At 70.0% G+C, this 26,505-nt stretch carries 26 protein-coding genes, 1 tRNA gene and 1 pseudogene; 13 read left to right on the forward strand and 15 right to left on the reverse strand.

Translation table 11 applies throughout. The annotated features are described in order from the left end of the window. Positions 1-8 precede the first annotated feature (8 nt). Positions 9-935: a Vms1/Ankzf1 family peptidyl-tRNA hydrolase gene (locus tag FGL94_RS07540; protein ID WP_144922921.1), complete on the forward strand. Its 927-nt coding sequence runs from the start codon at positions 9-11 to the stop codon at positions 933-935. A 226-nt stretch (positions 936-1,161) separates the two neighbouring features. Beyond that, positions 1,162-3,312 carry a hypothetical protein gene (locus FGL94_RS07545; protein WP_144922924.1) on the forward strand — a complete coding sequence of 717 codons (2,151 nt, stop codon included), beginning with the start codon at positions 1,162-1,164 and terminating at the stop codon, positions 3,310-3,312. Positions 3,313-3,330: 18 nt separating this feature from the next. Here FGL94_RS07545 and FGL94_RS07550 read toward each other — a convergent pair whose 3' ends face one another. The 3 genes from FGL94_RS07550 to FGL94_RS07560 form a co-directional block, all read right to left on the reverse strand. Further along, positions 3,331-3,756 carry a rhodanese-like domain-containing protein gene (locus FGL94_RS07550; RefSeq protein ID WP_144922926.1) on the reverse strand — a complete coding sequence of 142 codons (426 nt, stop codon included), beginning with the start codon at positions 3,754-3,756 and terminating at the stop codon, positions 3,331-3,333. Further along, positions 3,756-4,082: a cupin domain-containing protein gene (locus FGL94_RS07555; protein ID WP_144922929.1), complete on the reverse strand. Its 327-nt coding sequence runs from the start codon at positions 4,080-4,082 to the stop codon at positions 3,756-3,758. Before FGL94_RS07555 ends, FGL94_RS07550 begins: the two co-directional genes overlap by 1 nt. A gap of 81 nt (positions 4,083-4,163) precedes the next feature. Next, positions 4,164-5,150: an alpha/beta fold hydrolase gene (locus FGL94_RS07560; RefSeq protein ID WP_144922931.1), complete on the reverse strand. Its 987-nt coding sequence runs from the start codon at positions 5,148-5,150 to the stop codon at positions 4,164-4,166. Between the two features lie 273 nt (positions 5,151-5,423). On the opposite strand from FGL94_RS07560, the gene FGL94_RS07565 reads away from it, so the two are divergent. Then, positions 5,424-7,010 (forward strand): sulfatase, encoded by a 1,587-nt coding sequence (locus FGL94_RS07565; protein ID WP_144922934.1) that lies wholly within the window; start codon positions 5,424-5,426, stop codon positions 7,008-7,010. Beyond that, complete coding sequence (locus FGL94_RS07570; protein WP_144922937.1) at positions 7,010-7,432, forward strand: GtrA family protein; 423 nt, start codon at positions 7,010-7,012, stop codon at positions 7,430-7,432. The genes FGL94_RS07565 and FGL94_RS07570 overlap by 1 nt, the downstream gene beginning before the upstream one ends. A gap of 30 nt (positions 7,433-7,462) precedes the next feature. Here FGL94_RS07570 and FGL94_RS07575 read toward each other — a convergent pair whose 3' ends face one another. Continuing rightward, the gene (locus FGL94_RS07575) at positions 7,463-8,164 is read right to left on the reverse strand and encodes a TVP38/TMEM64 family protein (RefSeq protein WP_144922940.1); all 702 of its coding nucleotides are present in this window, start codon (positions 8,162-8,164) and stop codon (positions 7,463-7,465) included. 290 nt (positions 8,165-8,454) lie between these two features. Here FGL94_RS07575 and FGL94_RS07580 point away from each other — a divergent pair, with 290 nt between their 5' ends. Further along, positions 8,455-11,208, forward strand: coding sequence for a CARDB domain-containing protein (locus FGL94_RS07580; protein ID WP_144922943.1), 2,754 nt, complete (start codon positions 8,455-8,457; stop codon positions 11,206-11,208). Positions 11,209-11,776: 568 nt separating this feature from the next. On the opposite strand, the gene FGL94_RS07585 is transcribed toward FGL94_RS07580, so the two are convergent. From FGL94_RS07585 to trmY, 3 genes are all read right to left on the reverse strand, one after another. Then, positions 11,777-11,849 (reverse strand) — tRNA-Pro (locus FGL94_RS07585). Positions 11,850-11,943: 94 nt separating this feature from the next. After that, the gene (locus FGL94_RS07590) at positions 11,944-12,369 is read right to left on the reverse strand and encodes a CHY zinc finger protein (RefSeq protein ID WP_144922946.1); all 426 of its coding nucleotides are present in this window, start codon (positions 12,367-12,369) and stop codon (positions 11,944-11,946) included. Then, complete coding sequence (gene trmY, locus FGL94_RS07595; protein WP_144922949.1) at positions 12,350-12,988, reverse strand: tRNA (pseudouridine(54)-N(1))-methyltransferase TrmY; 639 nt, start codon at positions 12,986-12,988, stop codon at positions 12,350-12,352. The genes FGL94_RS07590 and trmY overlap by 20 nt, the downstream gene beginning before the upstream one ends. Before the next feature lie 50 nt (positions 12,989-13,038). Between trmY and FGL94_RS07600 the strand changes: the two genes are divergently transcribed. Next, a complete protein-coding gene (locus FGL94_RS07600) occupies positions 13,039-13,182 on the forward strand; it encodes a zinc finger HIT domain-containing protein (RefSeq protein ID WP_144922952.1) in 144 nt (47 codons plus the stop codon). A gap of 38 nt (positions 13,183-13,220) precedes the next feature. Here the strand turns inward: FGL94_RS07600 and pyrF are convergent, their stop codons facing one another. The 4 genes and pseudogenes from pyrF to FGL94_RS07620 form a co-directional block, all read right to left on the reverse strand. Further along, positions 13,221-14,051 carry an orotidine-5'-phosphate decarboxylase gene (gene pyrF / locus FGL94_RS07605; protein WP_144922955.1) on the reverse strand — a complete coding sequence of 277 codons (831 nt, stop codon included), beginning with the start codon at positions 14,049-14,051 and terminating at the stop codon, positions 13,221-13,223. A gap of 51 nt (positions 14,052-14,102) precedes the next feature. Then, positions 14,103-14,888, reverse strand: coding sequence for a class I SAM-dependent methyltransferase (locus tag FGL94_RS07610; RefSeq protein ID WP_144922958.1), 786 nt, complete (start codon positions 14,886-14,888; stop codon positions 14,103-14,105). Next, positions 14,846-15,622 carry a hypothetical protein gene (locus FGL94_RS07615; protein WP_144923757.1) on the reverse strand — a complete coding sequence of 259 codons (777 nt, stop codon included), beginning with the start codon at positions 15,620-15,622 and terminating at the stop codon, positions 14,846-14,848. The genes FGL94_RS07610 and FGL94_RS07615 overlap by 43 nt, the downstream gene beginning before the upstream one ends. A gap of 317 nt (positions 15,623-15,939) precedes the next feature. Then, positions 15,940-16,960 (reverse strand): annotated as a pseudogene (locus tag FGL94_RS07620) (AI-2E family transporter). Between the two features lie 152 nt (positions 16,961-17,112). Here FGL94_RS07620 and FGL94_RS07625 point away from each other — a divergent pair. The 4 genes from FGL94_RS07625 to speB all read left to right on the forward strand — a co-directional run bounded on the left by FGL94_RS07625 (position 17,113) and on the right by speB (position 19,874). Continuing rightward, positions 17,113-18,243 (forward strand): aminotransferase class I/II-fold pyridoxal phosphate-dependent enzyme, encoded by a 1,131-nt coding sequence (locus tag FGL94_RS07625; RefSeq protein WP_144922961.1) that lies wholly within the window; start codon positions 17,113-17,115, stop codon positions 18,241-18,243. Positions 18,244-18,245: 2 nt separating this feature from the next. Further along, a complete protein-coding gene (locus FGL94_RS07630) occupies positions 18,246-18,518 on the forward strand; it encodes a hypothetical protein (RefSeq protein WP_144922964.1) in 273 nt (90 codons plus the stop codon). Positions 18,519-18,656: 138 nt separating this feature from the next. Further along, entirely contained in the window at positions 18,657-19,034 is a 378-nt protein-coding gene (locus tag FGL94_RS07635) for a translation initiation factor IF-5A (RefSeq protein ID WP_004046308.1), read from the forward strand. 9 nt (positions 19,035-19,043) lie between these two features. Next, positions 19,044-19,874: an agmatinase gene (speB, locus tag FGL94_RS07640; RefSeq protein WP_144922968.1), complete on the forward strand. Its 831-nt coding sequence runs from the start codon at positions 19,044-19,046 to the stop codon at positions 19,872-19,874. 31 nt (positions 19,875-19,905) lie between these two features. On the opposite strand, the gene FGL94_RS07645 is transcribed toward speB, so the two are convergent. Both FGL94_RS07645 and FGL94_RS07650 read right to left on the reverse strand, forming a co-directional pair. Next, positions 19,906-20,157, reverse strand: a complete 252-nt coding sequence (locus FGL94_RS07645) for a SelT/SelW/SelH family protein (RefSeq protein ID WP_144922971.1) — start codon at positions 20,155-20,157, stop codon at positions 19,906-19,908. A 117-nt stretch (positions 20,158-20,274) separates the two neighbouring features. Further along, positions 20,275-21,873 (reverse strand): amidohydrolase, encoded by a 1,599-nt coding sequence (locus FGL94_RS07650; RefSeq protein WP_144922974.1) that lies wholly within the window; start codon positions 21,871-21,873, stop codon positions 20,275-20,277. Positions 21,874-21,954: 81 nt separating this feature from the next. Between FGL94_RS07650 and FGL94_RS07655 the strand changes: the two genes are divergently transcribed. Both FGL94_RS07655 and FGL94_RS07660 read left to right on the forward strand, forming a co-directional pair. Next, positions 21,955-22,404, forward strand: a complete 450-nt coding sequence (locus FGL94_RS07655) for a universal stress protein (RefSeq protein ID WP_144922976.1) — start codon at positions 21,955-21,957, stop codon at positions 22,402-22,404. Positions 22,405-22,541: 137 nt separating this feature from the next. Next, on the forward strand, positions 22,542-22,973 hold the full coding sequence (locus tag FGL94_RS07660) for a universal stress protein (RefSeq protein ID WP_144922979.1): 432 nt from the start codon (positions 22,542-22,544) through the stop codon (positions 22,971-22,973). A gap of 30 nt (positions 22,974-23,003) precedes the next feature. On the opposite strand, the gene FGL94_RS07665 is transcribed toward FGL94_RS07660, so the two are convergent. Both FGL94_RS07665 and FGL94_RS07670 read right to left on the reverse strand, forming a co-directional pair. Beyond that, on the reverse strand, positions 23,004-24,209 hold the full coding sequence (locus tag FGL94_RS07665) for an inorganic phosphate transporter (protein WP_144922982.1): 1,206 nt from the start codon (positions 24,207-24,209) through the stop codon (positions 23,004-23,006). An 85-nt stretch (positions 24,210-24,294) separates the two neighbouring features. Further along, positions 24,295-24,666 carry a hypothetical protein gene (locus FGL94_RS07670; RefSeq protein ID WP_144922984.1) on the reverse strand — a complete coding sequence of 124 codons (372 nt, stop codon included), beginning with the start codon at positions 24,664-24,666 and terminating at the stop codon, positions 24,295-24,297. A gap of 204 nt (positions 24,667-24,870) precedes the next feature. On the opposite strand from FGL94_RS07670, the gene FGL94_RS07675 reads away from it, so the two are divergent. Then, positions 24,871-26,301: a DEAD/DEAH box helicase family protein gene (locus tag FGL94_RS07675; RefSeq protein ID WP_144922987.1), complete on the forward strand. Its 1,431-nt coding sequence runs from the start codon at positions 24,871-24,873 to the stop codon at positions 26,299-26,301. Positions 26,302-26,505 lie beyond the last annotated feature (204 nt).

Below are 26,505 nucleotides of genomic sequence, written 5' to 3' on the forward strand. Positions count from 1 at the left end.
GTTCGGGTATGATCGACAGGCTGCTCGGGCGCGCCGAGCTGAAAGAGCGGATCGAGGAGCTGGAGGAGGAGAAGCGCCACCTCGAACGCCGCGCCGAGGCCGAGGAGGAGCGCCGGTCCGACGCCGTCGCCGACCGCCAGCGCGCCGAGGAGCGCGTCAACGAGCTCGAACACCGAATCGAGTCGCTGGAGGAACGCCTCGATCGCACCGAAGGCGAGGAGGAAGAGTCGATCGAGTTCCGGCGCGTCAGCGACCTTCGTAGCTCCCGGTTGACCGACGCGCTCGGGCGCTTCCGGGCGGTCGAAAGCGACGACCCCGAGGGGCTCCTCACCGCGTTCGTCCCGGACGAGGACGCGGTGCCGTCGAGCGTCGCGGAGTGGTTCGGCGACCGCACGGCGCTCGTCCGGCGGGCGGCTCCCGCGGTGGTCATCGCCGACGACACCGGGGCGGTGAGCGCGGCGCTGACGCCCCCGATCGAGCCGGCGCCGTTCGACCGGTGGGACGACGAGTTCCGGCTCGACGACTCGTGGTTCCGCCCGACCGGACGGGTCGCCTTCGCGCTCGTCCGGTCCGACACCTTCGCGCTCGGCGTCTACGAGGGCGACGAGCGGGTCGAGTTCGAGGGGTTCACCTCCGACGTGAAGGAGGCCCACTCGAAGGGCGGCTTCTCGCAGGGCCGGTTCGAACGCCGGCGCGAGGGCCAGATCGACGACCACCTGAAGAAGGCGACCGCGGCGCTGGCGGGTCTCGACGACCGCGACCCCGACGCCGCCCCCCCGATCGACCGGACGATCGTCGTCGGCGAGCGCAGCGTGCTCGGCGAGGTCCGCGAACACGCCGACGTCACCGACGTCTCCGACGCGACCGGGAAGCCGCGGGACGCGCTCGACGACGCGTTCCGCGACTTCTGGATGACCCGGATCCGCGCGATCTGAGGCTCGGGGTCGCGAACGGGCCGACGAGTCGGGATCGATGACACTTCAAGGAGCGTATAACTAACCCCTCTCACCGGTATTCGTCGCACGGAGGGACCTGTCACACGCTCCCTCCCCCCTAATTCTCGAAGCGTCCGGCGTCGCGTCGAAAGCCCCGACGCGACGCCGGATTCGTGTCAACGTGTCCACGAACAGCTCTATGTTCGGCGCGCGCGGTACGATACGTATGAATCGGCCCGAGTCGTCGACCGGCGTTCGAGCCGCCGTCGGCGCGTTCTCGCTCGTCGCGCTTCTGCTCGTCGCGCTTCTGCTCGTCTCACCGACGGCGGCCGGGGTCGCTTCCGTCTCCCTCGGCGAGGCGAACCCCTCCGTCGAGTCGTTCTCGGGGAGCACCGACGCGGGTCCGGCGGCACAGACTACCGGAGACGACGCCGACGTGATCCGACTGCGAAGCGAACTGGCTCAGACCGACGAGCGCGGGACGGTCGGCGTCACGACGCGGGCCGAGATCCCCGATCGGGTCACGGAGCTCGAAGTGGCGCTGCTCAGCGTCGACGCCGACGCCGACGTCGAGGCCGACGGATTCGTCCCGGCCGACGACGCCGGGGCCGGCGAGTCGGTCTGGACGTGGGACGGCGAGACCGCCGACCCCTCGCTCGCCTACGCGATCGACGCGAACGACACGGTCGAGGGGAAGGGGCCCCTCGCGGCCGACGGCACCTACCGCTTCGTCGACGCGGGCGAGTGGGCGCTCGTGCGGACGCCCCGCGTCCGCGCCGCGTGGTCGTACACGGGGCAGTACGAGGGGCAGGTCCGACTCGATCGCGAGACCGTCGTTCCCGGCGAGGGCGTCGCCTCGCGGTCGATGGCGTTCCTCGGGCCGCACGAGGAGTACGTCCGCGAGGCCGCGGGCCAGCGGTTCCGGCTGATCGTCCCCGACGCCGCGGACCCGGTCGCGTCGCCCGACGAGGTGTTCGATGTCTTCGCGGACGCGTCGACCGCGCTGCAGGTCGGCGCCCGCGACGAGACGGTGGCCGCGTTCGCGGCCCCCACGGGCGAGGTGTCGTGGGCGGTTCGCGGGCTCCAGACCGGCGACGCGGACCTGTGGGTCAGAGACGAGGAGCCCGCGGGTACGGCGGCGGACGTCTGGACCCACGAGTACGTCCACACCCGGCAGGCGTACCGCACCGAGGCGAGCGGTCGGTGGATCACGGAGGCGAGCGCGACCCACTACGCCGCGCTGTTCGCGCTCGAACGCGGCGCCGCCGACTTCGGCGAGTTCGAGGCCACGTTAGCGCGCGGCGAACGTGAGCCCGACGCCTCGGCGGTGCTCTCCGACCCGGACACGTGGGAGGGGAACCCCGACTACACGAAGGGCGCGCTCGTCGCCGGCGAGATCGACCGTCGCCTCCGCGCCGAGACCGACGGCGCCGCGTCGCTGGCGACGGTCCTCCGCGAGCTGAACGAGGCCGACGGGCCGGTCACCAACGGGGACGTCCTCGACGCGGTCGAGGCCGCGGCCGCCGAGGGCGTCGACGACGCGACCGCGGCCGAGGTCCGCGCCGACGCCGAGCGCCTGACGACGACGCGGGCGACCGCCGAGACGTGGGACCGGGACGCCCACGCGGCGGCGTTCGGCGAAACTCCCGCGCAGGTGGGATTCGAACTCGCGGACGACGGGGTCCGGGCGACAGGCGAGTACCGGGACCGGACCGTCGCCCGCGACCCCGTCGAGTTGGTGGCCGGCGAGTCGCTCGAAACGGCGGTCGTCGCGTCCAACACCGGCGGCGCCGCCGGGAGCTACGACCTGTCGCTCTCGGTCGACGGCGAGCCGGTCGAAAACAGGTCGGGGACGCTCGACGCCGGCGCCGAGACGGTCGAGCGCTTCGAGCACCGCTTCGAATCCGCCGGGGAGTACGAGGTCCGGATCGGTAGCGAGCGCCTGATCGTCGCCGTCTCAGAGGCCGCGCGACCGAGCGTCCGCGGCGTCTCGACCGACCGCGACCGCGTCGCCGCCGGCGAGACGATCGTCGCGACCGCGACCGTCGACAACGACGCGAGCGTGCCCGCAGGCGGGGAGATCGAGTTTCGAATCGACGGCGAGACGGCCGCGACCGCGCCGGTCCGACTGGACGCCGGCGAGGAGGCGACGGTCGAACGCGAGATCGAACTCGGCGGCGGTGGGTCGCTCGGCGGCGACGAAGACGTGACCGTGAGCGTGGTCGGCCCGGTCGACGAGGCGTCGACGACGGTGGCCGTCGAGGGCGACGTCCCGATCTCGGTCGACGGCGCGCCCGGATTCGGTCCGGCGGTCGCCCTCGTCTCGGTAGTCGTCGCGACTGTGGCGCTCACGCGTCGCGGTCAGCGGGGGGAATAAGCGGATGAGGGAGGTGGTTTAAAAAGGCGCGTCGGGTCCCTCGTCGGCGTCTTCTGTCGGGTCCGTCTCGCCGTCTGCTCCGTCGGTCGCCGTCGGGACCAACTCGCCGGCGTCGCGCTCCCACGCCTCGATGCCGCCGCGGAGGCTCTCGACGCGCGCGTCCTGCGTTCCCGCGTAGCTCCCGATCAGCTGGGCCGCCTGCCGGCTGGCGACCCCGTGGGGACAGACGGTGACGATCCGCGCGGCGCCCTCAAGCTCCGCGACGCGGGTCGTCAACTCCGGGAAGGGGATACACTCGCTGCCGGGGACGTGTCCGCGGTCGAACGCGCGCCGATCGCGGATGTCGACGATCCGGAGGGTCTCGTCGGCGTCAGCGTCGGCGTCGGTTCCTCCGCTGTCATCGAGCAGGACCGCCAGCTCGTCGGGATCGATCTCGCCGTCCATCAGGGGAGCGGGCAGAGGCTCGCCGTGATGACGGCGCGCTCGTCGGTGTCGTTCCTGGCGCCGTGGACGGTCCCGCGCTCGTTCAGGACGACCGCGGGCGCCGCGAGCGACTCCTCTTCCCCCCCGCGAACGAGGGTCGGCTCGCCTTCGAGGACGTGGAAGACGTTGGTGGCGTCGCCGTGCTCGTGCGGCTCGACGGTCGCGCCCGGCCCGAGCGCGAACGCCTTGACGAGCACGTCGTCGGTGACTGCCAGTTCCGCCGTCTCGACCTCTCCGGCGCCGGGTGCGAGCCCGTCGACGGCGTCCGCGTATCGATCGATCGTCATACCGGTTCGTCGCCGGCGTCGATATAAAAGGCGTTTGGCGGGACTGCGGGCGCGGGTGCGGGCGGACGCGCCACCGGCGACCTACTCCCGCGCGCCCGGCGGCAGCGGGTCGGCGTGGTCGGCGATCGCCTCGGCGACGCGGTGCGGCTCCTCGTGGACGGCCCAGTGGGTCGCCGTGTCGAGGACGAGGAGCCGCCCGTCGGTACAGCGCTCGACGCTCTCGCCGGCCAGTCGCTTCGCGAGGAAGCGGTCCTTCGCTCCCCATATCACGAGCGTCGGGACCTCGACCGTCTCGGTCGCCGGCGTCGGGCGGTCGCGGACGACCGCCCGGTACCAGTTCACCATCGCCTCGAACGCCCCGTCGCGGCTCCACGCCCGGCGATAGCGCCTGAAGTCCTCGTCGCCGAACGTCCCCGGATCGCTCGACGCCCGGAGCCCCCGGACGGCGAGGCGCCAGTCCCCGGCGCTGGCGACCGCCTCGGGGAGCTTGGGGAGTTGGAACGCGAGCACGTACCAGCTCTTGAGCCGCTGGTCCCACGAGTTCCGGAGGGCGCGCTCGAAGACGGTCGGGTGCGGCACGTTGACCGCGACGAACTCCGAGACGCGGTCGACGTGGTGGAGCGCGAGCCACCACCCCACCGCGGCGCCCCAGTCATGGCCCGCGACGGCGGCGGTCTCGCGGTCGTACGCGTCGATCAGTCCCACCACGTCCCGCGCCAGCGCGTCGATCCGGTAGTCGCTCACGGCGGGCGGCTTCTCGGAGAGGTTGTAGCCGCGCTGGTCGGGGACGACGACGCGGTAGCCCGCGTTGGCGAGCGGTGCGATCGCCTCGTGCCAGCCGTACCAGAACTCCGGGAAGCCGTGGAGCAAGACCAGCAGCTTCCCGTCTTCCGGGCCCGCCTCGACGACGTGGAGCCGAACGTCGCCGGTGTCGACCGCCCGCGACTCCCCCGGCACTCCTTCGGGGACCTCGTCCGACGGAACGATCTCGTCGAGCGCTCCGACCCCGAGGCGTCTGGCCTCGGCCGGCTCTCCCTCGCGGCTCGCTTCAGTCGGCGCGTCGCTCATAGTCCCTCTCGGATCGCGAGCGCCAAATACCTACGTTCCGTCGAGAGAGTCGTCGAATCCCCCGTCGCCTCCGGAACCGAAATCCTCAAGCCGCTGGCAGTCCGCTGTCGGGTATACTAGTGATCCTGACGTTCGGCCCGACGAGTCGGCGGGCTCTCGCCGGCCCTTCGACTCTGCGGGCGCCCGCATCTCGTTCCGTTCGGGAGCGGGATCCGACGCGACCGGTCGGGCCGAGCCGCGGTTCGGCGACGTCAGAACCCGCTTTCGCATAATATGGTATCGGACACGTCGACCTCGGACACAACTGCATCGACCTCGTCGTCGGATTCGACCGATTCGGACTCGACCGATTCGGATTCGGCCGGACCGGACTCGACCGATTCAAATTCGACAGGCTCGTCCTCGGCGTCGGATGGATCGGTCTCTAACGTGCTCCTCGTCACGATCGACTCGCTCCGGGCGGACGCGATCGCCCCCTACGACGGCGATCGGTACTCGCCGGTACTCTCGGAGCTGGCCGACGACGGGACCGTCTTCGACCGGTCGTTCGCGACCGGCAACTGGACGCCCTTCTCGTTCCCCTCGATCCTCGCCTCAGAGCCCGTCTTCGCTCGGAGCGGCGATATCGGCGTGAAAGGCTCTCGGACGCTCGCGTCGGTGCTCTCCGAGGCCGGGATCGCCACCGGCGGCTTCAACGCGGCCAACGGCTTCCTCACCTCCCACTGGGGGTATCCGGAGGGGTTCGACGAGTTCGAACCGTTCGTCACAAGCGTGGGGTCGAGCCGGTACAGCCGGTACCTCGCGGCGCACCCGACGGTCGAGGCGTGGATCCAGCTCGTCACCTCGCCGTTCCGCCGTCTCGGCTCCAAGATCCGAGGGAACAGCGACGACCGACCGTTTCTCGACGCGTCGCGGATGTTCGACGTCGAGGACGCCGCCACCGACTTCGTCGACGACGCCGACGACCCGTTCTTCCTGTGGGTCCACTACATGGACACGCACACCCCGTACGTCCCCGCGCCGCGGTACATCCGCGAGGTCTCGGACGGGCTGGTCGGCACCCACCGGATGCTCCACGCCCACACGCGCACGAGCCTCGGTTGGGAGGTCGGCGAGCGGACCCTCCGCGAGCTCCGGACCCTGTATCAGGCGACGGTGCGACAGGTCGACGCCAGCGTCGGACGGCTCCTCGACAACCTCGAGGCGGCCGGGATCGCCGACGAGACCGCGATCGTCGTCGCCGGCGACCACGGCGAGGAGTTCCAGGAGCACGGCCACCTCGCGCACTACCCGAAGCTGTACGACGAGCTGATTCGAGTGCCGCTCATCGTCAACGTCCCCGGCGAGGACGGCGGCCGTCGCGTCTCCGAACACGTCGGGCTCGACGCGATTCCACCGACCGTCGCCGACCTGCTCGGCGTCGAGTCGCCTCCGGAGTGGCGCGGCGAGTCCCTCGCGTCGACGGTCAGGGACGGCGAGTCGCCCGATCATGACCCGGTCGTCTCCGTCACCGTTCGGGGTGAGGAGGTGACCGAACAGCCGATCCCGCGGTCGCTCTCCGACGGCGACCTCCTCGTGAGCGTCCGCGACGCCGAGTGGACGTACATCGAGAACGCGGACACGGGGGAGACGGAGCTGTATCACCGGTCGTCGGACCCGACCCAGCAGGAGGACCTGTCGGCGGATCCGTCCGCCGAGGCGCTCGCGGTCGTCGAGCGGTTCGCGCCGGTCGCCGCGGACCGTGTCGCGGAGCTCCGCGACAGACAGGCGGACGCGGAGGCGGCCGGCGACGGCGAGGGCGGGGACGACGAGGTCGACGAAGACCTCGAGGCCCGCCTCGAAGCGCTCGGCTATCGGTGATGATCCGAGCCGTTCTCAGGAACCTCACGACCGGGCCGATCGCGGTCCAGATGCGCCGGTTCGTCGTCGTCGGCGCGTCGACCGCGGCGATACAGATGGGGCTGTTGTGGCTGTTCGTCGATTTCGCCGGACTGAACTACCTGATCGGCGCCACCATCGCGATCGAGATCACGATCGTCCTCTCGTACGTGCTCAACAACGCGTGGACGTTCCAAGCGAGTCAGAACACGGGCACCGCCGAGTACCTCGGCGGCCTGCTCAGGACGAACCTCGTCCGCGGGACGGCGATCCCGATCCAGCTCGGCGTCCTCTACGCGCTCGTGGAGTGGGCGAGCGTCATGTACCTCGTCGCCAACGCGGTCGCCATCTTCCTCAGCGGGCTCTATCGGTTCGTCCTCGATCGACATTGGACGTGGGGGTGACCGCGGACCCACCGGGACACGACAGACCGTTCAAAAGGGGAGCCGCGGCTCGATGCGAGCGACGAGATCCCTGACCGCCTCCTGTTTGTAGTACCCGACGATCGACGCGAGGACGACCACGGCGATGAGCGCGAGCCCGGAGAGGAACCGTCCGCCTGCGATCTCGTTACCGGCGTAGACGGTGAACACGTACGCCGGCAGCCGGCCGACGCTGATCACGGCGATGAAGGTGGGGAGCTTCCACTTCGTGAGGCCGCTCAGGAAGCAGATGGCATCGTCCGGGAGGCCGGGAATGATGACGAACGCGAACAGCCCCGGGACGCCGACGGTGTCGACGAAGTCGTCGAAGCGTGCGACCACGTCCTCGTGGATCACGTCCTCGACGAACGACCGGCCGTACCGCTTCGCGAGCGAGAAGGCGACCGCGCTGCCGATTAACACGCCCGCGAGGCTGTAGACGGTGCCCCAAAAGGAGCCGAACAGGTAGCCCGCGACGAGGGCGACGACCTGTCCGGGGATCGGGGCGACGACGACCTGGAGGGCCTGAATGGCGATGAACACGAGGGGGGCGAGGACGCCGAACTGCCGGAGCCACACGCGCAGGGCCTCCGCGTTCGTGATGAAGCCCGCGTACTCGCGGACGAGGAAGTAGAGGGCGGCGAACGCGACGGCGGCGGCGACGAGTGCGAGGATCCCTCGCCGCCGGTCCGACGCCGAGGCGAAGAGTTTCATTCGTGTTACACCCGGCCAGCGGTGGACTTGAAGCTTGTCAATGTCGTAGTCGCCGAGATCGACGCCTCGGTTCCCCTCACGTCGCTCGCAGGAGCCGGGGGCGGTCAGTCGACGACCGCCGCTAGCCGATCGAAAGTTCGAGAGCGCTGGACTGGCGCTGAGCGATCCCGGTCGCAGCCTCCATTCGCCTCGCCACGTAAGACTGCCTTAACTGACACCGGGCAAATCTAAGACTGTCTTAAGCCACATTGGGGAGATATAACAATTGCTCTCGGTCGGGTTGAGTACCCATGTCCGGCCGCAAGACCGCCGTCATCTGGGTTTGTGCTGTCACCGTCTTCGCAGCGGTGACCCTCCCGGGAGGAGTCGGCATCGGGATCTCCGCTGCCGCGGCCAACGCCGAGTTTCAAGTCCTGGATGCCGACCTCGCCGAGGAAGCGATCGCTGAAGGCGAAACCGTCACGGTCACGGCGAATATCGAGAACGTCGGCGATGAGACGGGAACGTTCACGGCCGATCTCGAGGAGGGGGACGAGGTCATCAACACCAAGGACGTCGATATCGGACCGAACAAGACGGAAACGGTCGAATTCACCGAGCAGTTCGATACGGCGGGAACGTACGATCTCAGCGTCGACGGCGAGCCGGCTGGAACCCTCACGGTCTCCGAACCTGCGGCGTTCGAGGTGTCGGACGCGGGGTTGGACGACGACACCATCTTGGCGGGCGACACCGCAGTCGTGTCCGCCGAGGTGGCAAACGTCGGCGGCGGCGAGGGGACGTTTACAGCCGGGCTCCGCGCGACGAGCCAAGACGGCACCACCGAGACCGTCGACACGCGGTCGGTGACGCTTGCGGGCGGTGACTCGCGATCGATCGAGCTACGCGGAACCTTCGAGCAGCCCGGCGAGTACGACGTACAGGTCAACGAGACGGCTGCCGGCACGCTGACGGTCGGGTCGCCGGCCGATCCGACCGTCACGGACGCGACGCTCGAGGAGGACGTGGTGTCCGAGGGTAGCGGGGTCACGGTCACCGCCACGATAGAGAACACCGGCGATCGCGAGGGGAGTCTGTCAGTGACGGTGGCGGCCGACGGGGCGGACAAAGCCACCGAAGAGCTGACGGTCGGCCCCGGAGAGCGGCGCACGGAACGGTTCACCTACACCGCGACCGCGGACGGTGAGTACGAGATCACTGTTAACGGCGCGTCTGCCGGGACGCTCACCGTGACCCAACCGGCGACGTTCCGAACGACGAATGCGGACGTCGAGCCGGACACGATGTTCGAGGGCGAGTCAGCCGAGGTGACCGCGACCATCGTGAACGTCGGGACCGAGACGGGGACACACACCGCGACCCTGGTCGTCGACGGCGAATCGGTCGAGAGCCAGGAGCTCGTCATCGGTCCCGGCGACGGCGACACGGCCGCGTTCTCGCCGACGTTCGAGACGGCGGACGAATACGCGATCGCCGTTAACGACGAACCGGCGGGGACGCTCAGCGTGCTCGAGCCCGCGGACATCTCGGTCCGCGACACCGCCCTGGAACCAGAGGAGATCACCACTGGCGAGTCCGCCGCGGTGACCGTCGAGATCGGGAACGACGGCGACGTGGACGGCGAGTTCACGACGCGACTTCGGAACGGCAACGACACGCTCGATACCGACACTCGGACTGTCGGTCCCGATGCGAGCGAGACCGTCCGGTTTAATCGGACGTTCGAGACGACCGGCGACTACGATCTCACCGTCAACGGCGACCCCGTGGGCACGCTTACTGTGCTCGAACCGGCCGACGTCTCGCTCGGAGAGACGGGTCTCGCTCCCGAGTCAGTCGAGGTGAACGAGTCGGTGGAACTCACCGTCGAACTGCGAAACGACGGCGAGGCGACGGGTCAACGAGACGTCGACATCGCACTCGGTGACGGCACCGTCATCCAGCGAACGGTGGCCGTGCCCGAAAACGGGACGACGCTGACGATCAGCCACGCGTACAACGCCACCGGCGAGTACACAGTCGCGGTCGACGACACGGCCGTTGCCAACGCAACCGTTGTCGAACCGCGGGACAACACCGGCTCTGGTGGCGGCGGAGGACCGTCCGGATCCTCGGGCTCGTCGGGCTCTTCAGGGTCGGGCTCGTCGGGCTCTTCAGGGTCGGGCACGACGGGCGGTGTGGAGCCGACCGTGGTCCGGTCTGAATCGGACGAGGCCGTCACCGCCGTCGTCGACGGCGCGGGCGACGGGCGATACGATATCGCGGTGGATCTTGCCGGCCCGTCGGACTCACGGCCCGCCGTGTCGGTCTCCTCGGCCGCGGTGGACCCGGCTGGTGACCGAGCGGCGTTCGAGACGACGATCGGACGCCCGACGGCCGAACCTGACGGTCGCGATCCCATTCCGCACGGGACGGAGCTGGGGTACGTGGAATTCAATTCGACGCTTGACGCGACCGAAACGAGTGCGGCGACGCTGGAGTTCGCCGTCGACGAGGAGGCGATCCCCCGTGAACTGGGACCGGAACACGTTGCGGTGTTGCGGTACGTCGACGGCGAGTGGACGCTGGCGAACGTCACGCATGAGGTGGAGGGAGACACTCACACGGTAACACTGCCAGACGCCACACCCATCGCCGTCGCCGCGCTCGAACCCGGACGCGTCGACATCGTCGAGAGCGCGGTGCCGGCAGACCAAGTCCAGGCGGGGTACGAGACGACGCTTCGCGCGACGGTGGATAATCCCGGTGACCGCCCGGCAACTCGAAATCTCACCGTCAGCATGAACGGCGAGTCGGTTGCCGAACGAGCGGTGACGCTCGGGCCCGGTGAGAACGAGACCGTCCGGATCAGGTTCGAACCGCGCGGGAGTGGAACGGTGTTACTTGAGGGAACCGAGGCCGGCGCGATCACGCAGTTCGGTGGTGACGGTAACGCGACACCGACGGACGCTGAAACCACTGGAGACGCTCCCGGATTCGGTGTGATCGTCGCGGTGCTCGCGCTCCTCGTGACGGCACTCGGTGTCCGTACTCGGCGGTCGTGACCCAAACAGCATTTTTGACATCCTCCTCCGCGTTCACGCGGAGGAATCCCGAGCGGTGGGAGTTTCAGGTTCGCAACCATGACTCCGCCACTTTGCGGGAACCCGTCTAACCCAGTCGTCGTAGTCGGTAGCTGGCTGGCGGTGCCAAACCGCCGGTACTCCTATCCTCGGCGTCGGTGACTCTCACCTGTTGTTTTTGCCAGCAGGGAGTCGCTGACACGTCGCCGGACTTGGAGTTATCTTTGGGCTTGCTCGACCAACAGGCACAGACGAACGCTTCTGGCATTCGCGTTCACCGTGTTGGTGTTTCGGATATTGTCTCATTAGCGGCGGCGAGGCCGCCTCCCAAGGCCGTTCGGAATCCGCTCCGTTCCGACCTGACCTTACTTCCCTGTTGAAGCGATTGACAATTAAAACTGCGGATTGGGAAACTCAGGCTGTGCCATCCACGGTAGAACGTGTCGACGTTGTCGGATTCATCCTGCGGCTAAAGCCGCAGGTATTCTCCTTGAATCCTTATAAGTGGTGTACTCCAGTCTCGCGAATCCTGAACGAATGCGGGAAGAAGTGGGCCGGCGCGAATTCGAATCGCGGTTACGGCCACCCGAAGGCCGAAGGATACCAAGCTACCCCACCGGCCCGCATTCTCAGAAAGGCCGCTCGTTCTTTTAACCTTTCCGAAAACCAGGGACGTTCGAGCGTCGGTCCCGACGAGGGCCGACCGGGGCGCCCGCCTCACGCCTCGAAGTACCGGTCGCGGTGTCGTCGGCAGCCGGGGTTGAACGCGGCGTCACAGCGGGGGCAGGCGTCGTCGTCGGGCTTCGCCCGACTGCCAGAGGCGCGTTGCGCCTCTCCGTCGCCGTCGAGGTACTCGCGGGCTGAGAGCGTCGCGCCGCAGACGCCACAGCGGACCGCCGGCTCGTCGAACCGGTCACGGGGCCACTGTTCGGCCTCGTGGTCGGTCGCGGCGTCGTGGCACGCGTCGCACGGGTAGTACGTCTCACAGCAGCCGAACCGGAGCGCGACCACGTCGACGGCGCCGTCCCAGTGGGCACAGCGCGTCTCGGGGTCGACGTCGACGCCCCGAAGCGGGACCGCGAACCGGTCGTCGGTCGCGGGCGCGGTCGTCGTGCGCCGGTCGTCAGTAGGAGGCGTAGCCATCGGTGTCGAGCCAGTTGTGGACGACCGAGACGGTGTGGTCGGCGTGGAGGCGCTTCGGCCCGACCCGCACGCGGCGCTCCGCGCGATCCGCGAGCAGGTCGCGCTCGGCCGGAGTGAAGTCGTTGTGGTCGGAGAGCACGAACACGGGGTCGGTCGGCGGCGCGGCGTCGACGAGGGGGTCGCCGTCCTCGTGGAGCTGGACGGGCGTCGGGCCGGCGTCGGCGGAGTCGCCGGAGGCACTGGCGGCACCGGAAGCGTCGAGCAGTCGATCGAGGGTCGCCTCCAGCCCCATCCGCCGGAGCTCGACGCCGGGCGAGACGTCGGCGGGCATGTGCCCGATCGCGTCGTCCTGCGCGTCGAGCGCGTCCCGGATCCGCGCGGCGACGTTGCGCTCGTCGGGGTGGAGGTGTCGGAGGCTGTCCGCGTCGAAAGTGACCGTGAACTCGTCGGCGACGACGAGGTGAACGCGAACGTCCTCGCGGATCCCGTGCGAGAGGAAGACGCCGGCGGCGACGCACCGGCAGAGGAGGTCGAGCCGGCCCGCACCGGGGATGTCCGACAGCGAGACCGCGTCCGGATCGGTGGGCACGTCGTGGCCGATGACGACGAACTGGCGCATACGCGGGGGTCGCCCCCGACACTCATAAGCGACCCGACCCAAGGGGATCCATGAGCGTCACCGGACTCTGTCAGGTCTGTGAGGCGGCGCCGGCGCGCCACACGTGTCCCCGATGCGGCCGCGCCGTCTGTGAGGACCACTGGAGAGACGCCGGTGAGATCTGCACGGCGTGCGCGCAGGGGCGCCAGCAGTGAACCGGCCCCACACCCGATCCTAACGGCGTCGACGAGTCCTACCGATACCGATTCAGCCGCTTTTTCAGCCGCTTGGCGGCGTCGCCCGCGGCGCCGAAGTACGTCGCCTCGTCGCCCGGCCGACTCGACTCCTCGCCGGCGAAGATGATCCCGCGCGAGGAGTTGACGAGCCCCACGTCGACAGCGGTCTCCGGGCGGTCGGCGAGGCCGTACTCGACCGCGGCCTCCGCGTCGCCGCCCTGCGCGCCGACGCCGGGGACGAGGAAGGGGATCTCGGGGACGATCTCGCGGACCTCGGCGAGCTCCTCGGGCGCGGTCGCGCCCACGACGAGGCCGACGTTGTCGTTGCCGTTCCACACGTCCGCGAGCGCCGCGACGCGCTCGTAGAGGGGTTCTCCGGAGGCGAGTTCGAGGTCTTGGAGGTCGCTGCCGCCCGGGTTCGACGTGCGACAGAGGACGAACACGCCCTTCTCCGCGCGGTCGAGGAACGGCTGGAGGGAGTCGCGGCCGAGGTACGGGTTCACGGTGATCGCGTCGGCGTCGTCGAGCGCCGCGGCGTACCGCCGGGTGGTGTTGCCGATGTCGGCGCGCTTGGCGTCGAGGAGGACCGGCACGTCCTTCCCGTGGGCGTAGGCGATCGTCTCTTCCAGCGCGCGCCAGCCGTCGGCGTCCTCGTAGAAGGCCGCGTTCGGCTTGTAGCAGGCGGCGTGCTCGTGGGTCGCGTCGATGATCCGGCGGTTGAACGCCCACCGCGGCAGATCGGCGTCGGCGACGAACTCGGGAAGCCGGCTCGGGTCCGGGTCGAGACCGACCGAGACGACGCTGTCGGTCGACTCGCTCCGGTCCGCGAGCGTCTCGAAGAAGCTCATGACCGGTCGTGGGGACGGGGGCGCGCTAAACGTTGCGTTCCGCCCCGTGGTTCACCCTTTCCGATCGTCCGCGGGTCCGTGACCGGCGTACATCGATATCGTCCCGAACAGATATCGCTCCTCGCTCACGGTTTCCATCCGGTCCGCGAGCGCCCGTCCCGTCGCGGCCGTCCGCGCGTCAAGCTGGTCGAGCGGATCGCCACCTCTCACGTCGAACAGCCGCCCGTTCAGCCGGGCGAACGCGGAGAGGGCGGCGTTCGCGGGACGGCTCCCCCGCGGCGCGAACGCCGCGACGACGACGCTGTCGGCCAGCGCACACCACTCGCTCACGACCGCGTACGGGTCCGAGAACAGCGACGTGACGAACGTGGCGAGGACGGCGTCGGCCGAGCGAACCGGCGGACGGGTGGCGTCGCCCCGGACGAACTCGACGTTCTCCCACCCTCGCCGCCTCGCGAGCCCGCGCGCCCGCTCCAGCATCGCGCCGGTGATGTCGACGCCGATGACCCGACCGGTCGGCCCCACGGCCTCGCGCAACGCCGGGACGTTGACGCCGGGGCCGCAGCCGAACTCGACGACCGCGTCGCCCGCGTCGAGGTCGAGCGCCCGGACGCAGTCCGCCCGCACCCCGCCGACCGAGGCGGTCGCTCGCGCGAACCAGTCGTAGACCCGTGCCCACGCGGCGTACCCGCGCTGGATCCGGCGCGCCACGGGTTCGCCGTCGGTCGTCGGGGGCGACCCGTCGCCCGAGTTCGGTCGCGACGGTGGCGACCGCGACCGGCGACGGTCCCGGGTCACGATCGGGCGCGAACCGCCGCGGGCGGGTTCTTCGGCCACCACACCTCCGGGCCGTCGCGGGCGACGGTGGAGTAACACCGCTCGCTCCCGTCGCAGTCCCGCGGCCGCTGGTAGTCGATCCCCCGCTCCGCGAGGTACGTCACGTAGCCGTCGTCGACGCGGTCGAGCTTCTCGTGACACAGCCACTTCTCGCCGTAGATCCGCCCGCCCACGTCGCGGTACGGGCAGGTGAACGCCGTCCGCTCGGCGCCGGCCTCGCTCGCGGTGTCGTCGATGCTGACGCCGACCGACCGGTACGCCAGCCGGAGCCGCCGGACGACGCGCTCGGGCGAGGCGGCGCCGAGGAAGAGTCCGTGCGCGAGGACGTAGCCGAAGCCGTGGAGCAGGCGCTCGAGCCGGGTCAGACCGTCGGGGTCGTCGTCAAGCATCGACCTGAGGGTCGCGTACCAGCCGGCGATTTCGGTCACCTCGTCGGCCGTCTCGTCGGCCTCGGCGAGCGCCCGCCGCTTCTCCGGGAGGGGCGCCGCGCCGTCCGAGAGACGGAACGAGGGCACCGCCTCGACATGTTCGAGCACGTCCTCGCGGAGGACGTCGCCGTCGCGGTACGCCTCCGTCACGCTCTCGAGTTCGGGGTACCACTCGCGGAGCAGCCTGCCGTACGTCCCGTCGAGGAGGTCGTCGACGCGAGCGATCCGAGTCGACTCGGCGGCGCCGGCCGCCGCCGGGAACGCGTCGACGACCCGCCGCAGTTCGGCGGGATCCGGTCCTGCCATGCGTATCCGTGGCAGGCCACGGACTTGAATCCGCAGGTCGCCCCGGTGGCCCCGCCTCCACGACGGCCGGACCTTCCCCAGTCCGATCCGCTCGGCGGTCGCCGGGGCGAACACGTCGATCTCGTCGGCCTCGGCGTCCGCGGACTCCGAGCGCGTGGCGGGTTCGGCGAGGTCGTCGAGCCGCCCGGCCGCGAGCGTCGGGGCGTCGTCGAGGGAGCTGGGAGGGTCGAGGGCAGCCGATACGAGAGACACCGTCGGGCGGGGGAAAGCCGTACCGGTGGGCCCGATGAAATAAGCGTCGGAACCGGCGGGGACGGTCAGTCCGTCGACTCCGTCCTCTCTGCCTCCTCGACGCGACCCCGCGGCGCGTCGCGCTCCGAGAGCATGTCGACCACTTCGAGCAGCAGCGACGAGGGGGCCGACGATGAGCCCGATCGCTCCGAGGGTGAGGATACCGCCGACGAACCCGACGAAGTACAGCCCCGGGGAGATCCGACCGGTCCAGTCGGCGAGCTGCGTCCGGATCACCGCGTCGGGAACGAAGGAGACGACGACGAGGCCGAGCGCTAACACGGCGATCGCCCGCCCGGTCTCCCCGACGAGGAGGTCTCCCGCCGCCAGCGCGACGACGAGTACGCTCGGCCCGATGATGGGGACGAACTGGAGGACAGCCGCGATAACGGCCAGCAGGACCGGGGAGCCGTACCCAAGCGCCCAAAACACCGCAAACGCGAGCGCAAACGTCGCCGCCGCCGTCGCCGCCTGGAGGACGTAGATCGAGTACAGCGTCTCCCGCGTCCGCTCGTGGAGCCGCGTCGGGATGTCGTGGTACTCCGCCGGGACCACGCCGAAGACGGCGGTTCCGACCGCCCCCGGTCGGTAGAGGATTCCGTACACGAGAACGGTGAAGACGACGAGTTCGAGTACGAGCCGCGGCGCCGCGGCCGCGACCGCGAGCGCGACTTGCCGCACCCACGCTTCGGCGGCCGCCACGTACGGCGCCAACTCGATACCCAGCTCGAACCCGCCCACGCTGATCGGGACGACGTCGGGGATCCGTCCGAGGATCTCGATCAGCTCTCGCCGCCGCCGATACAGCACGTAGAGCAGCGGAACCACGAGGAGCACGGCGGCGACGAAGGCGACGACGGTGGTGGCGACGCACGCGATCCGACGAGACACACCCCGTCCGACGAGCCGCTGGCGGACCGGGTACAGGACGTACGCGACGGTGACCGCGAAGACGACGGTCCGCAGCACTTCCGCCAACACGACCGCCGCGAGTGCGGCCACCGCGACGAGCAACGCGCCCAGCAGTCGTTGTCGGTTGAGTAACATGGTATCGTATCACAATTGCGACCAAAAGCCGTTGCGGTGGCGTCGTCCGGGGATTCGGCCGCCGACGCTGGCCGCCCGCTGTGGGGTGCTTCTCGGCCCCGATCGGCACGGGGGACCGTAGCACCTAACCTCGCGCCACTCCCACGTCCGGTATGCGCATCGACCCGTTCGGCCTCGAACGCTGGTTCGCGGAGTACGAGCACGAGGCCGACATCATGTTGGCCGAAAGCGGGATCCGCTCGCTGGACGCGAGCCGGTTCGATCTCGACCCGGGCCGCCTCGATTACGTCATCCCGACCAACGGCGACCCCGAGTTCCGCGCGTCGGTCGGCGAGCGGTACGGCCGGAGCGCCGACGAAGTGCTGTTCACCTGCGGGACCCAGGAGGCGAACTTCCTGACCTTCCTGTCGCTGCTCGGCGACGACGCGGGCGTGGGCGGCGAGGGAGCGGATGCCGACTCGGCGGTCGGCTCCGGCACCCACGCGGTCGTCGTCACGCCCACGTATCAGGCCCTCCACGCGGTCCCCGAGGCGTTCGGCGAGGTGACCCGCGTCGAACTGGAGCCCCCGGAGTGGGAGCTCGACCCGGACGCGATCGCCGACGCGGCCCGCGACGACACCGCCGTGATCGTCGTGAACAACCCGAACAACCCCACCGGTCGGTACCACGACGAGGCGGCGATGCGGGCGGTCTACGACGCCGCCGTCGAGCGCGACGCGTACCTCCTCTCCGACGAGGTGTACCGTCTGCTGGCCGCGGAGCCGCAGCCCCCGGTCGCCAGCTTCGGCTCTCACGGGATCTCGACGACGAGCCTCACGAAGGCGTACGGGCTCGCCGGGCTCCGGTTCGGCTGGATCGCCGGCCCCGAGGCAGTCGTCGAGCGCGCGTGGCGGTGGAAGGACTACACCACCATCTCGCCGAGCCTGTTCGGGCAGCACGTCGCGAAGCAGGCGCTCGGGCGGCGCGAGCCGCGCATCTTGGAGGAGAACCGCGAACTGGCGGAGACGAACCGCGCGATCGTCGCCGACTGGCTCGACCGCCACGACCTCGACTGGCACGACCCCGTCGGCGTCAACGGGTTCGTCACGGTTCCCGACGGGTTCGACGACGGCGAGGCGTTCTGCCGGGCCGTCGTCGAGGAGGAGAGCGTCGTGCTCGCCCCCGGCGGGCTGTTCGGGTTCCCGGACCGCTTCCGGATCGGGTTCGGGCTCCCGACCGGGGAGCTGGAGGAGGGCCTGCAGCGGGTGAGCCGCGTCATCGAAAGTACGGAAGGAGGTGCCTGACGATGGGCTTTTTCAGCGACATCAAGGAGGACGTGGTCGGCTTCGTCCGCGACCCGACCGACGAGCAGAAGGCGCTGTTCGTCGCCGCCGTGGTCATGATGATCGCCGACCGCGCGCTCTGGTGGATCGACTTCCCGTTCGTCGTCCGGACGACCGCCGCGGTCGGCGTCGGCTTTATCGGCCTCTTCATCGCCAGCTACCTCCTCACCGGGCAGTTCGTCCCGCCGGACGGGAACGCCGACGAGGACGAGTACGTCGACGAGCTGGACCCCTGATCGGCTCGCCGATCGGGGCGGTTCCCCGCCTCTCGATCCCGGCCCACCGTTCCCGCACAACGCCGTTCCACCCGGCCCACCGTTCCCGCACAACGCCGTTCCAAACCGTTTATACCCGCGCCGGGGAAAGTAGCGCTCATGCCGCGAGAGCAGAAGCAGGTTCGCGAACTGCAGGAGGGTAGCTACGTCATGATGGACAGCTCGCCCTGCAAGATCAATCACTACAGCACAGCAAAGCCCGGGAAACACGGGAGCGCAAAGGCGCGCGTCGAGGGCAAGGGCGTCTTCGACGACAAGAAGCGCTCGCTCTCGCAGCCGGTCGACGCGAAGGTCTGGGTCCCGATCATCCAGCGGAAGCAGGGACAGGTCGTCTCCGTCTCCGGGAACGACGCGCAGGTCATGGATCTGGACACCTACGAGACGTTCACCATGCGCATCCCCGAAGGCGAGGACTTCAACTCCGACGACAACATCGAGTACCTCGAGTACGAGGGTCAGCGCAAGGTCGTCGGGTAATCGAGGCCGATGTTTCCGGGAGCGACGACGGACCGCGAGGCTGCTTCGTACGTGGTCGTCGGCGCTCCTCTCGACGCCACGACCACCTTTGAGCCGGGCACCCGGTTCGGACCGGACCGGATCCGGCGTTTCGCCGAGACCTACGACGACTACGACCGCAGAACTGACAGCGACTTCTCCGCGCTCGGCGTCTGCGACGCGGGCGACGTGCGCCCGTGGGACGACGTGGAGGGATACCTTGACCACCTCGCCGCCGAGCTCCGGAGCGTCACCTACGACGACGCCGTCCCCCTGACTCTCGGGGGCGAGCACACCGTCACGCACGCCGGCGTCGAGGCGGTCGACCCCGACGCCCTCGTCGTCTGCGACGCCCACCTCGACTTACGCGACGCCTACGACGGAAACCCGCTGAGCCACGCCTGCGTCACCCGCCGCGCCCTCGACGACCTCGGCGTCGACCGCGCCGTGATCGTCGGCGCGCGCACCGGCTCCGAGGCCGAGTGGAACCGCGCCGCCGACGCCGACGTGACGGTCGTCTCGCCCGAGGACGCCCGGGCGTGGGTCGACGGTCTCGACGCGGACACTTTTAAAGACGAATCGGTGTACTGCTCGGTGGATATCGACGGGCTCGACCCCGGCTTCGCGCCGGGGACCGGGACGAAAGAGCCGTTCGGGCTCGGCCCGCGGGAGGTCCGCGACCTCGTCCGCGCGGTCGCGCCCGCCGCCGACGGGTTCGACGTCGTCGAGGTGAACGACCGCGACGACGGGCAGGCCGCGGCGCTGGCGGGCAAGCTCCTCCGGGAGTTCGTGCGGTCGCACGCGGCGGCCCGGACCGAGTGAGCCGCGGCGCCTCGGACCGACCGATCGCTTCTCAGGACAGCTCCGAGAGCCGCCGTCGTACCGCGGTCACCGCCTCGACGGCGTCGATCCACTCGCGGGGGTCCGTACACCAGATGCGGTCGCCCTCGACGCTGACGCAGAACACGGACTCGCTGGAGGGCGCGAGGGTGACTCGGTCGACGTCGGACCGGTCGCCGAGGTAGGAGTCGATCAGGCGTCGGGCGGTCTCCGCCTCCGATCGGAGGCGACTGCCGGCGGCGTACTCGATGGCGATCTCGGCCATACCCCACGTACATCCTACACGATTAATAACTACTGTTTTCTGGCAGCGCTTGCGTGGTTTCGGGGCGGGGCTCGGCCGGGAGACGCCCTCACCACTTGTCGTACACCTCCGCCGCCCTCACCGCCCGTCGTACACGACCTCGCCGTCGACGACCGTCATCGCGGCGTCGATCCCGCGGATCGCCGCCGGCTCCTCCCACGGCGACGAATCGAGGACGGCGAAGTCGGCGCGCTTACCGGGCTCGACCGTGCCGAGCCGGTCCTCGTCGAAGCCCGCGTACGCCGCGCCCCGGGCGTACGCGCGCAGGGCCTCGGTCACCGTGAGCCGCTGCGCCTCGTCGGGGGCGTTGACGGCGTGATGGACGCCGAGCAACGGGTCCATCGGCATCCCGTCGGAGCCGAACGCGAGGTTCACGCCCGCGTCGAGCATGTCGCGGTACCGGTTCGTCGCGGCGGTGCGTTCCGGCCCGAGCCGCGCCTCGTAGAGCCCGCCGTCGCCCGCCCACTTGAGGAAGTTCGGCTGGACGCTGGCGACGACGCCCGTCTCCGCGAGCCGTTCGAGAGCCGCGTCGTCCGCGAGTTCGGTGTGTTCGATCCGGTGGCGCGCCGCGCCGGGGTCGGTCTCGGAAGCCTCCTCGTAGGCGTCGAGGACGGCGTCGACCGCCTCGTCGCCGATGGCGTGAGCGGTGAACTGGTAGCCGGCCGCGGTCGCGTCCGCGACCCTCGCCGCCAGCTCGTCCGGGTCGACGACCCACTGGCCGGTCTCCTCGGGGTCGTCCGCGTACGGCTCGGAGATCCGCGCGGTCCGCCCGCCGAGGCTCCCGTCCGTGTACGACTTGATCGCGCCCGTCTCGACCATGTCGCTCCCGGCGTTCGTCGGGAGACCGACCTCCCGAAGGGCGTCGAGGTGGTCGCTCCAGTAGTTGATCCGGACGCGCGCGGTCAGCTCGCCGGCGGCGTCGAGGTCGCGGTAGACGCGCGGGGCGTGGGAGTTCCGCACCATGTCGTGAAAGCCCGTGATCCCCTTCGCGGCGCAGTCGTCGAGCGCGGCCGCCACGAGCTCGCGGGTCGCCGCCGGTCCCGGTTCGACCGCCTCGTAGATCGGGTCGATCGCGCTCTCCAGGAGGACGCCCGTCGGCTCGCCGGCGTCGTCGGTCGGCACCGTCTCGTCGGGAACGCTCGCTAACTCGCCCGCGAACCGGTCGAGAACGGCTCCGTTGACCGCGGCGACGTGCATGTCCTCGCGGAAGGCGGCGACCGGGCGCTCCGTCGAGACGCGGTCGAGATCCTCGCGGGTCAGGTAGCGATCCTCGTCCCACGTCGACTCGTCGTAGCCGTAGCCGAGGACCCAGTCGGTCGCGGAGCCGTCGGACCCGCCGTCCGGCGCGTCAGCGTTCTGGTCCTCGACCTCCGCGGCCCGCTCCGCGAGCAGATCGACCGCCTCGCTCGGCGAGTCGGCGGCGGAGAGGTCGGCGTGGACGAGGTAGCGCCCGACCGTCGTCAGGTGGGTGTGCGCGTCGACGAATCCGGGAAGGAGTACGCGACCGTCGAGGTCGGTCACCTCGGTGTCGACCCCTTCGAGGAACCGGACCTCGCGGCTCCGGCCGAGGCGGACGACCTCGCCGTCCCGCACGGCGACGGCCTCATGGGTCTCGTCGGGGGTCGCGAGCGTGTGTATCTCCCCGTTTACGAACAGTCGGTCCGCGGCGTCGGTCATGGGCGATTCCGGGGGTGGCAGCGTGTTAACCGTTCGGGAAACGGCGACCGATTTATTCGGTGACGGGTCGAACCCCCGCGTATGTACGACCGGATACTGCTCCCCACGGACGGCAGCGAGGGCGTCGACCGCGCGATCGACCACGCGATCGACGCCGCCGAGCGCTACGGCGCGACCCTCCACGTGCTGTACGTCGTCGACAGCGACGTGGTCAACGCGTACTCCGGCGACGAGTTCGTCGACGGGTCGGAGGGCGCCGAGGAGACCTTAGAGGAGCGCGGCCGCGAGGCGCTCGACGAGGTGGCCTCGCACGCCGCGGACGCCGGCGTCGACGCGGTGACCGATCTGGTGTACGGCGTCCCCCACGAGGCGATCCTCAGCTACGTCGACGACGAGGACATCGACCTGACGGTGATGGGATCGAAGACCCGGTCGGGCGATTACCGCCGGATGCTCGGCTCCGTCACCGAGCGCGTCTCGCGGCAGTCGACCGCGCCCGTCAGCATCGTGAAGACGACCCTCTCGGAGTGAGGCGGACGTGAAACGCTGACCGAGAGCCGACGCGATCGGAAACTCGACCGGCGTCGAACGCCGAGGCCTCCGGCGCCCCGTCGCCACCCGTGGTCGACGATCACTGTCGATATGTGCGAGGAGGCCCAAGACGGCGTATGGCGCCATCGCACGTTCTCGTCCCGCTCGACGGATCGCCGCTGGCGGACGAGGCACTCACACAGGCGCTCGAACTCTTCGACTGTCGGGTGACGGTTCTGAACGTCGTGACACCGATCGACGCAGCGATGAGCGAGGGAGGCGTCCTCGAACCCGGCGAGGAGCGCCGTGAGGCCGCCCGTGACCGTGCCAGCCGCGTCGTCGAGCGTGCGAAGACGCGGGCGACCGAGGCCGACAGACCGATCGAAACGGCGGTCGAGACCGGTGACCCGGCCGAGACCATCCTCGGGTACGTCGCCGCTCACGACGTCGACCACGTCGTGATGGGCGGGCACGGCGGTGAGCAGCGCGATCTCGCTCAGCGGTTGCTCGGAACCGTGGCGACGACCGTCGTCAGCGAGGCCCCCGTGACCGTGACCGTCGTCCGCTGACCGGTTCTCCTCGCCTTATTTTACCTCATCTCAGCCACCCAGCACCGCGGCAAAGACCTTGTAGAGCCCGAATCCGATCGCGATCGAGGCGGCGAGCGTGATGAGCCAAAACGCGAGAGTGACACCGATTTTCCGCCGAGAGACGCCCGCAGAGCCGCCGGCGAGCCCACCGCCGATGACGCCGGAGATGATGATGTTGTTGAACGAGATCGGAATCCCGAGCGCGATGGCCAGTTGCGCGATGATGAACCCGGGGACCAGCGCGGCGATCGAACGCCTGACTCCCAACTGCGCGTACTCGCGGGAGGTCGCTTGGAGCAGTTTGGGCGCTCCCATCCACGCGCCCGCGAGAATCCCCGTTGCGCCGAGCGCGAGCAGGACGATGCCGGGGACCCCGAGCTCGACCCCGTAGAGGTTCTCGAGCGGGCCGGTCGCCAGGCCGACCTGACTGCCGCCACTGGAGAAGGCGACGACGCTCCCGAGGACGATCAGGAACGTCCGGATGCCGCCCTCGACCGACGCCTGGGTCCGCCAGCGAATGAGCAGGAACCACGCCGCGGCGGCCGCCAGCGTGACGAGCACCGTCACGGGATCGACGTCGGCGACCGTCGGCGTCTCGACCTGTCGCGCGATGAATCCCGCGATAGAGCTCTGGGTGGCGTCGGGCGGCGAGGGGATGACGCCCAGTTGGACGTTGGCGATGATGCCGCCGACGACCGCCGCGAGCAACGGGACGCCGATCGTCTCCGGGATGTCGTCTCGCCGGAGGATGGTGGCGGTGAGGTAGGCGAGCCCGCCCGAAACGGGAGGGACGAGCGCCCAAAAGAGCGCGATGCGGCGGTAGGTGTCGATGGCGGGGTCGCCGCCGAGCGAGAGCCCGACGCCGACCATCGCCCCCGTGGTAGCGAACGCCGCCGGGACCGGGTAGCCGGTGTAGACGCCGAAGGCCATGAACCCGGTCGCGGTCAGCAGTCCCGCCGTCGCCGCCAGCGACGTTATCTGGACGCCGTCGATGAGCCCCGCCCCGACCGTCTCGGAGATCGCGCCGCCCTGCGTGAGCGCGCCGAGCGCGGCGAGGATGCCGATGAGGAAGGCCGCTCGCATCGTCGAGATGGCGTTGGCACCGATCGCCGGTGCGAACGGCGGCGAATTGCTGTTCGCGCCGAGGGTCCACGCCGTGGCGAGGCTGGTGAGCGTCGCCAGCACGACGAGCGCCCAGAAGACGGCTCCCGCCACGATCAACGGCCTCCACTAACGTGGGTCCGAGCCATGTCACCCACTTCGACAGAGGCGGTGATTAAACGTTCCCCCACGGGATCTGTCAGATCGCACCGAGCGACCGGACGAAGGGCACCCCGACCGCGTCGGTGACTCCCGCGAACGGGAGCACCGCCAGCACGAGCACCGCCGACGCCCACGCGACGAACCCGATGACCCCCGCGTGGACCCACGAGGTCCCGTAGCGCGCTCGAATGACCCATATCCACGCGAGAAGCGGGACGAAGTCGCCGATCAGCGGGACCCACGAGAGGAAGAAGGCGGCGAGCCCCCAGACGATCGCGCCGACGAGCGCCGTGAACACGGCGTGGCCGTAGTCGCTCGCGCCGGTGACGACCGCGGCGGCGATGAAGATGGCCAGCCCGCCGACGAGCAGGCCGACGGCGAACGTGACCGCCGATCCGATGAGACTCATGGTCGCCCGTTTCGAGGCGAGCCACTTGGGGGCGTCGCCGACGGATCGGAACCCCCCGCCCGCGACCTGCCCGCCCCTCCCCGTCGGCCACAGCCCGACAGCTGCTCCCGCGCGTCACCGGCGTGGGTTCGAGATCGAGTCCCCCCCGCGCGCCTGCCGGCGGGAGGCGGTGGCCATTTATAAATCGGGCGGCAACGTCCGGCGATGAACGTCCGGCTGACCTACGAGGACGGAACGATCCGGGTCGCCGCCGGTGGCGCCGCTGACGACGGTGCGGGCGGTGTCGCCGGGGACGGGGAAGCCGACGGCGACGCCCTCGAATCGCTCCCGCCGCTCCCGGGTGTCGAGAGCGATCCGCGGTCGGGGACCGGGCGCGCCCCGGCCCACCGCTACGCCGCGATCCGCCGGGCGCTGGAGGTCGCCGGGGTGAGCGTCGAGGATCACGTGCTAGACGCGAGCGACCGCGCCGCGGAAGCGGCCGGGCTCGGCGACGGACTGTCGACCGACTACGACCTCCGGGAGTACCAGCGCGAGGCGCTCGACGCGTGGCGCGACGCCGGCGACCGGGGCGTGCTCGAACTCCCGACCGGGGCCGGCAAGACCGTGATCGCGATCCGCGCGATGGTCGAGTTGGGCGTGCCGACGCTCGTCGTGGTGCCCACGGTCGACCTGCTCGACCAGTGGCAGCGGGAGCTGGAGGCTGAGTTCGACGTCCCGATCGGGCGGTTCGGCGGCGGCGAGCAGCGGCGAGAGGCGATCACGGTGTCGACGTACGACTCGGCGTACCTGAAGGCCGAGGGCGTCGGCGACGCCTTCGAGTTCGTCGTCTTCGACGAGGTCCACCACCTCGGCGGCGAGGGGTACCGGGACGTGGCGCGCCTGCTCGCGGCCCCCGCGCGGCTCGGGCTCACCGCCACCTTCGAGCGCCCCGACGGCGCCCACGAGGCCGTCGCGGAGCTGATCGGCGACCGCGTGTACGCGCTCGACGTGGACGACCTGGCCGGCGGCCACCTCGCGCCCTACGACATCCGCCGGATCGAGGTGGAACTGACGCCCGACGAGCGCGAGCGCTACGACGAGAAACAGGGGACGTTCGTCGAGTACGTCCGCGACGCGGGGATCACGTTCACGAGCGGGAGCGACTACCGGGAGCTCGCCAAGCGCTCGGGCAACGACCCGGCCGCGAGGGAGGCGCTCCTCGCGAAGCAGGACGCCCGCGAGATCATGATGAACGCGCGCCGGAAGATCGACCGCCTCGAGTCGATCCTCGACCGCCACCGCGACGACCGGGTGATCGTCTTCACCGCGCACACCGACCTCGTCTACCGGCTCTCCGAGCGGTTCCTGCTGCCCGCGATCACCGCCGAGACGGGCGCGAAGGAGCGCCGCGAGATTCTGGAGCGCTTCCGCGAGGGGACCTACGGCCGGGTCGTCGCCGCCAACGTCCTCGACGAGGGCGTCGACGTGCCCGACGCGAACGTCGCGGTCGTGCTCTCGGGGTCGGGCAGCGAGCGGGAGTTCACCCAGCGGCTCGGGCGGGTGCTCCGCCCGAAGGAGGACGACGGCCGGGCGGTCCTCTACGAGGTCGTCAGCGCGGAGACGGCGGAGGAACGGGTGGCGAGTCGGCGGCGATAGGACCGTCGCGGGACGACAGTGCCGAATCCCGCGAGCGTTCGTCGACGAACGCTTCCTGATCGAGTACGGGAGTACGTCTCTCAGTGTGGTGGTGTGGTCATTTATAAGTCGGATCGGGGTGTTGCTGTTGGTGGTTTATAAGTGATCGGCGCTGTGGTGACGACCTCCAAAGCCCCGGCCGCGAGGACTCGCGCGGCTCGCTGC

Source organism: Halorubrum salsamenti (assembly GCF_007671685.1).
Taxonomy (GTDB): Archaea; Halobacteriota; Halobacteria; order Halobacteriales; family Haloferacaceae; genus Halorubrum; species Halorubrum salsamenti.

What these genes read in the sequence shown, in the direction of transcription:
- FGL94_RS07560 (WP_144922931.1), bottom strand. Translation starts at nt 5,150, where the DNA reads ATGAGCGACGCGCCGACTGAAGCGAGCCGCGAGGGAGAGCCGGCCGAG.
- pyrF (WP_144922955.1), bottom strand. Translation starts at nt 14,051, where the DNA reads ATGAGCTTCTTCGAGACGCTCGCGGACCGGAGCGAGTCGACCGACAGC.
- trmY (WP_144922949.1), bottom strand. Translation starts at nt 12,988, where the DNA reads ATGCGCCAGTTCGTCGTCATCGGCCACGACGTGCCCACCGATCCGGAC.
- FGL94_RS07545 (WP_144922924.1), top strand. Translation starts at nt 1,162, where the DNA reads ATGAATCGGCCCGAGTCGTCGACCGGCGTTCGAGCCGCCGTCGGCGCG.
- FGL94_RS07625 (WP_144922961.1), top strand. Translation starts at nt 17,113, where the DNA reads ATGCGCATCGACCCGTTCGGCCTCGAACGCTGGTTCGCGGAGTACGAG.
- FGL94_RS07615 (WP_144923757.1), bottom strand. Translation starts at nt 15,622, where the DNA reads ATGGCAGGACCGGATCCCGCCGAACTGCGGCGGGTCGTCGACGCGTTC.
- FGL94_RS07630 (WP_144922964.1), top strand. Translation starts at nt 18,246, where the DNA reads ATGGGCTTTTTCAGCGACATCAAGGAGGACGTGGTCGGCTTCGTCCGC.
- FGL94_RS07660 (WP_144922979.1), top strand. Translation starts at nt 22,542, where the DNA reads ATGGCGCCATCGCACGTTCTCGTCCCGCTCGACGGATCGCCGCTGGCG.
- FGL94_RS07655 (WP_144922976.1), top strand. Translation starts at nt 21,955, where the DNA reads ATGTACGACCGGATACTGCTCCCCACGGACGGCAGCGAGGGCGTCGAC.
- FGL94_RS07645 (WP_144922971.1), bottom strand. Translation starts at nt 20,157, where the DNA reads ATGGCCGAGATCGCCATCGAGTACGCCGCCGGCAGTCGCCTCCGATCG.
- FGL94_RS07575 (WP_144922940.1), bottom strand. Translation starts at nt 8,164, where the DNA reads ATGAAACTCTTCGCCTCGGCGTCGGACCGGCGGCGAGGGATCCTCGCA.
- FGL94_RS07635 (WP_004046308.1), top strand. Translation starts at nt 18,657, where the DNA reads ATGCCGCGAGAGCAGAAGCAGGTTCGCGAACTGCAGGAGGGTAGCTAC.
- FGL94_RS07590 (WP_144922946.1), bottom strand. Translation starts at nt 12,369, where the DNA reads ATGGCTACGCCTCCTACTGACGACCGGCGCACGACGACCGCGCCCGCG.
- FGL94_RS07650 (WP_144922974.1), bottom strand. Translation starts at nt 21,873, where the DNA reads ATGACCGACGCCGCGGACCGACTGTTCGTAAACGGGGAGATACACACG.
- speB (WP_144922968.1), top strand. Translation starts at nt 19,044, where the DNA reads ATGTTTCCGGGAGCGACGACGGACCGCGAGGCTGCTTCGTACGTGGTC.
- FGL94_RS07565 (WP_144922934.1), top strand. Translation starts at nt 5,424, where the DNA reads ATGGTATCGGACACGTCGACCTCGGACACAACTGCATCGACCTCGTCG.
- FGL94_RS07550 (WP_144922926.1), bottom strand. Translation starts at nt 3,756, where the DNA reads ATGGACGGCGAGATCGATCCCGACGAGCTGGCGGTCCTGCTCGATGAC.
- FGL94_RS07675 (WP_144922987.1), top strand. Translation starts at nt 24,871, where the DNA reads ATGAACGTCCGGCTGACCTACGAGGACGGAACGATCCGGGTCGCCGCC.
- FGL94_RS07540 (WP_144922921.1), top strand. Translation starts at nt 9, where the DNA reads ATGATCGACAGGCTGCTCGGGCGCGCCGAGCTGAAAGAGCGGATCGAG.
- FGL94_RS07555 (WP_144922929.1), bottom strand. Translation starts at nt 4,082, where the DNA reads ATGACGATCGATCGATACGCGGACGCCGTCGACGGGCTCGCACCCGGC.
- FGL94_RS07600 (WP_144922952.1), top strand. Translation starts at nt 13,039, where the DNA reads ATGAGCGTCACCGGACTCTGTCAGGTCTGTGAGGCGGCGCCGGCGCGC.
- FGL94_RS07580 (WP_144922943.1), top strand. Translation starts at nt 8,455, where the DNA reads ATGTCCGGCCGCAAGACCGCCGTCATCTGGGTTTGTGCTGTCACCGTC.
- FGL94_RS07670 (WP_144922984.1), bottom strand. Translation starts at nt 24,666, where the DNA reads ATGAGTCTCATCGGATCGGCGGTCACGTTCGCCGTCGGCCTGCTCGTC.
- FGL94_RS07570 (WP_144922937.1), top strand. Translation starts at nt 7,010, where the DNA reads ATGATCCGAGCCGTTCTCAGGAACCTCACGACCGGGCCGATCGCGGTC.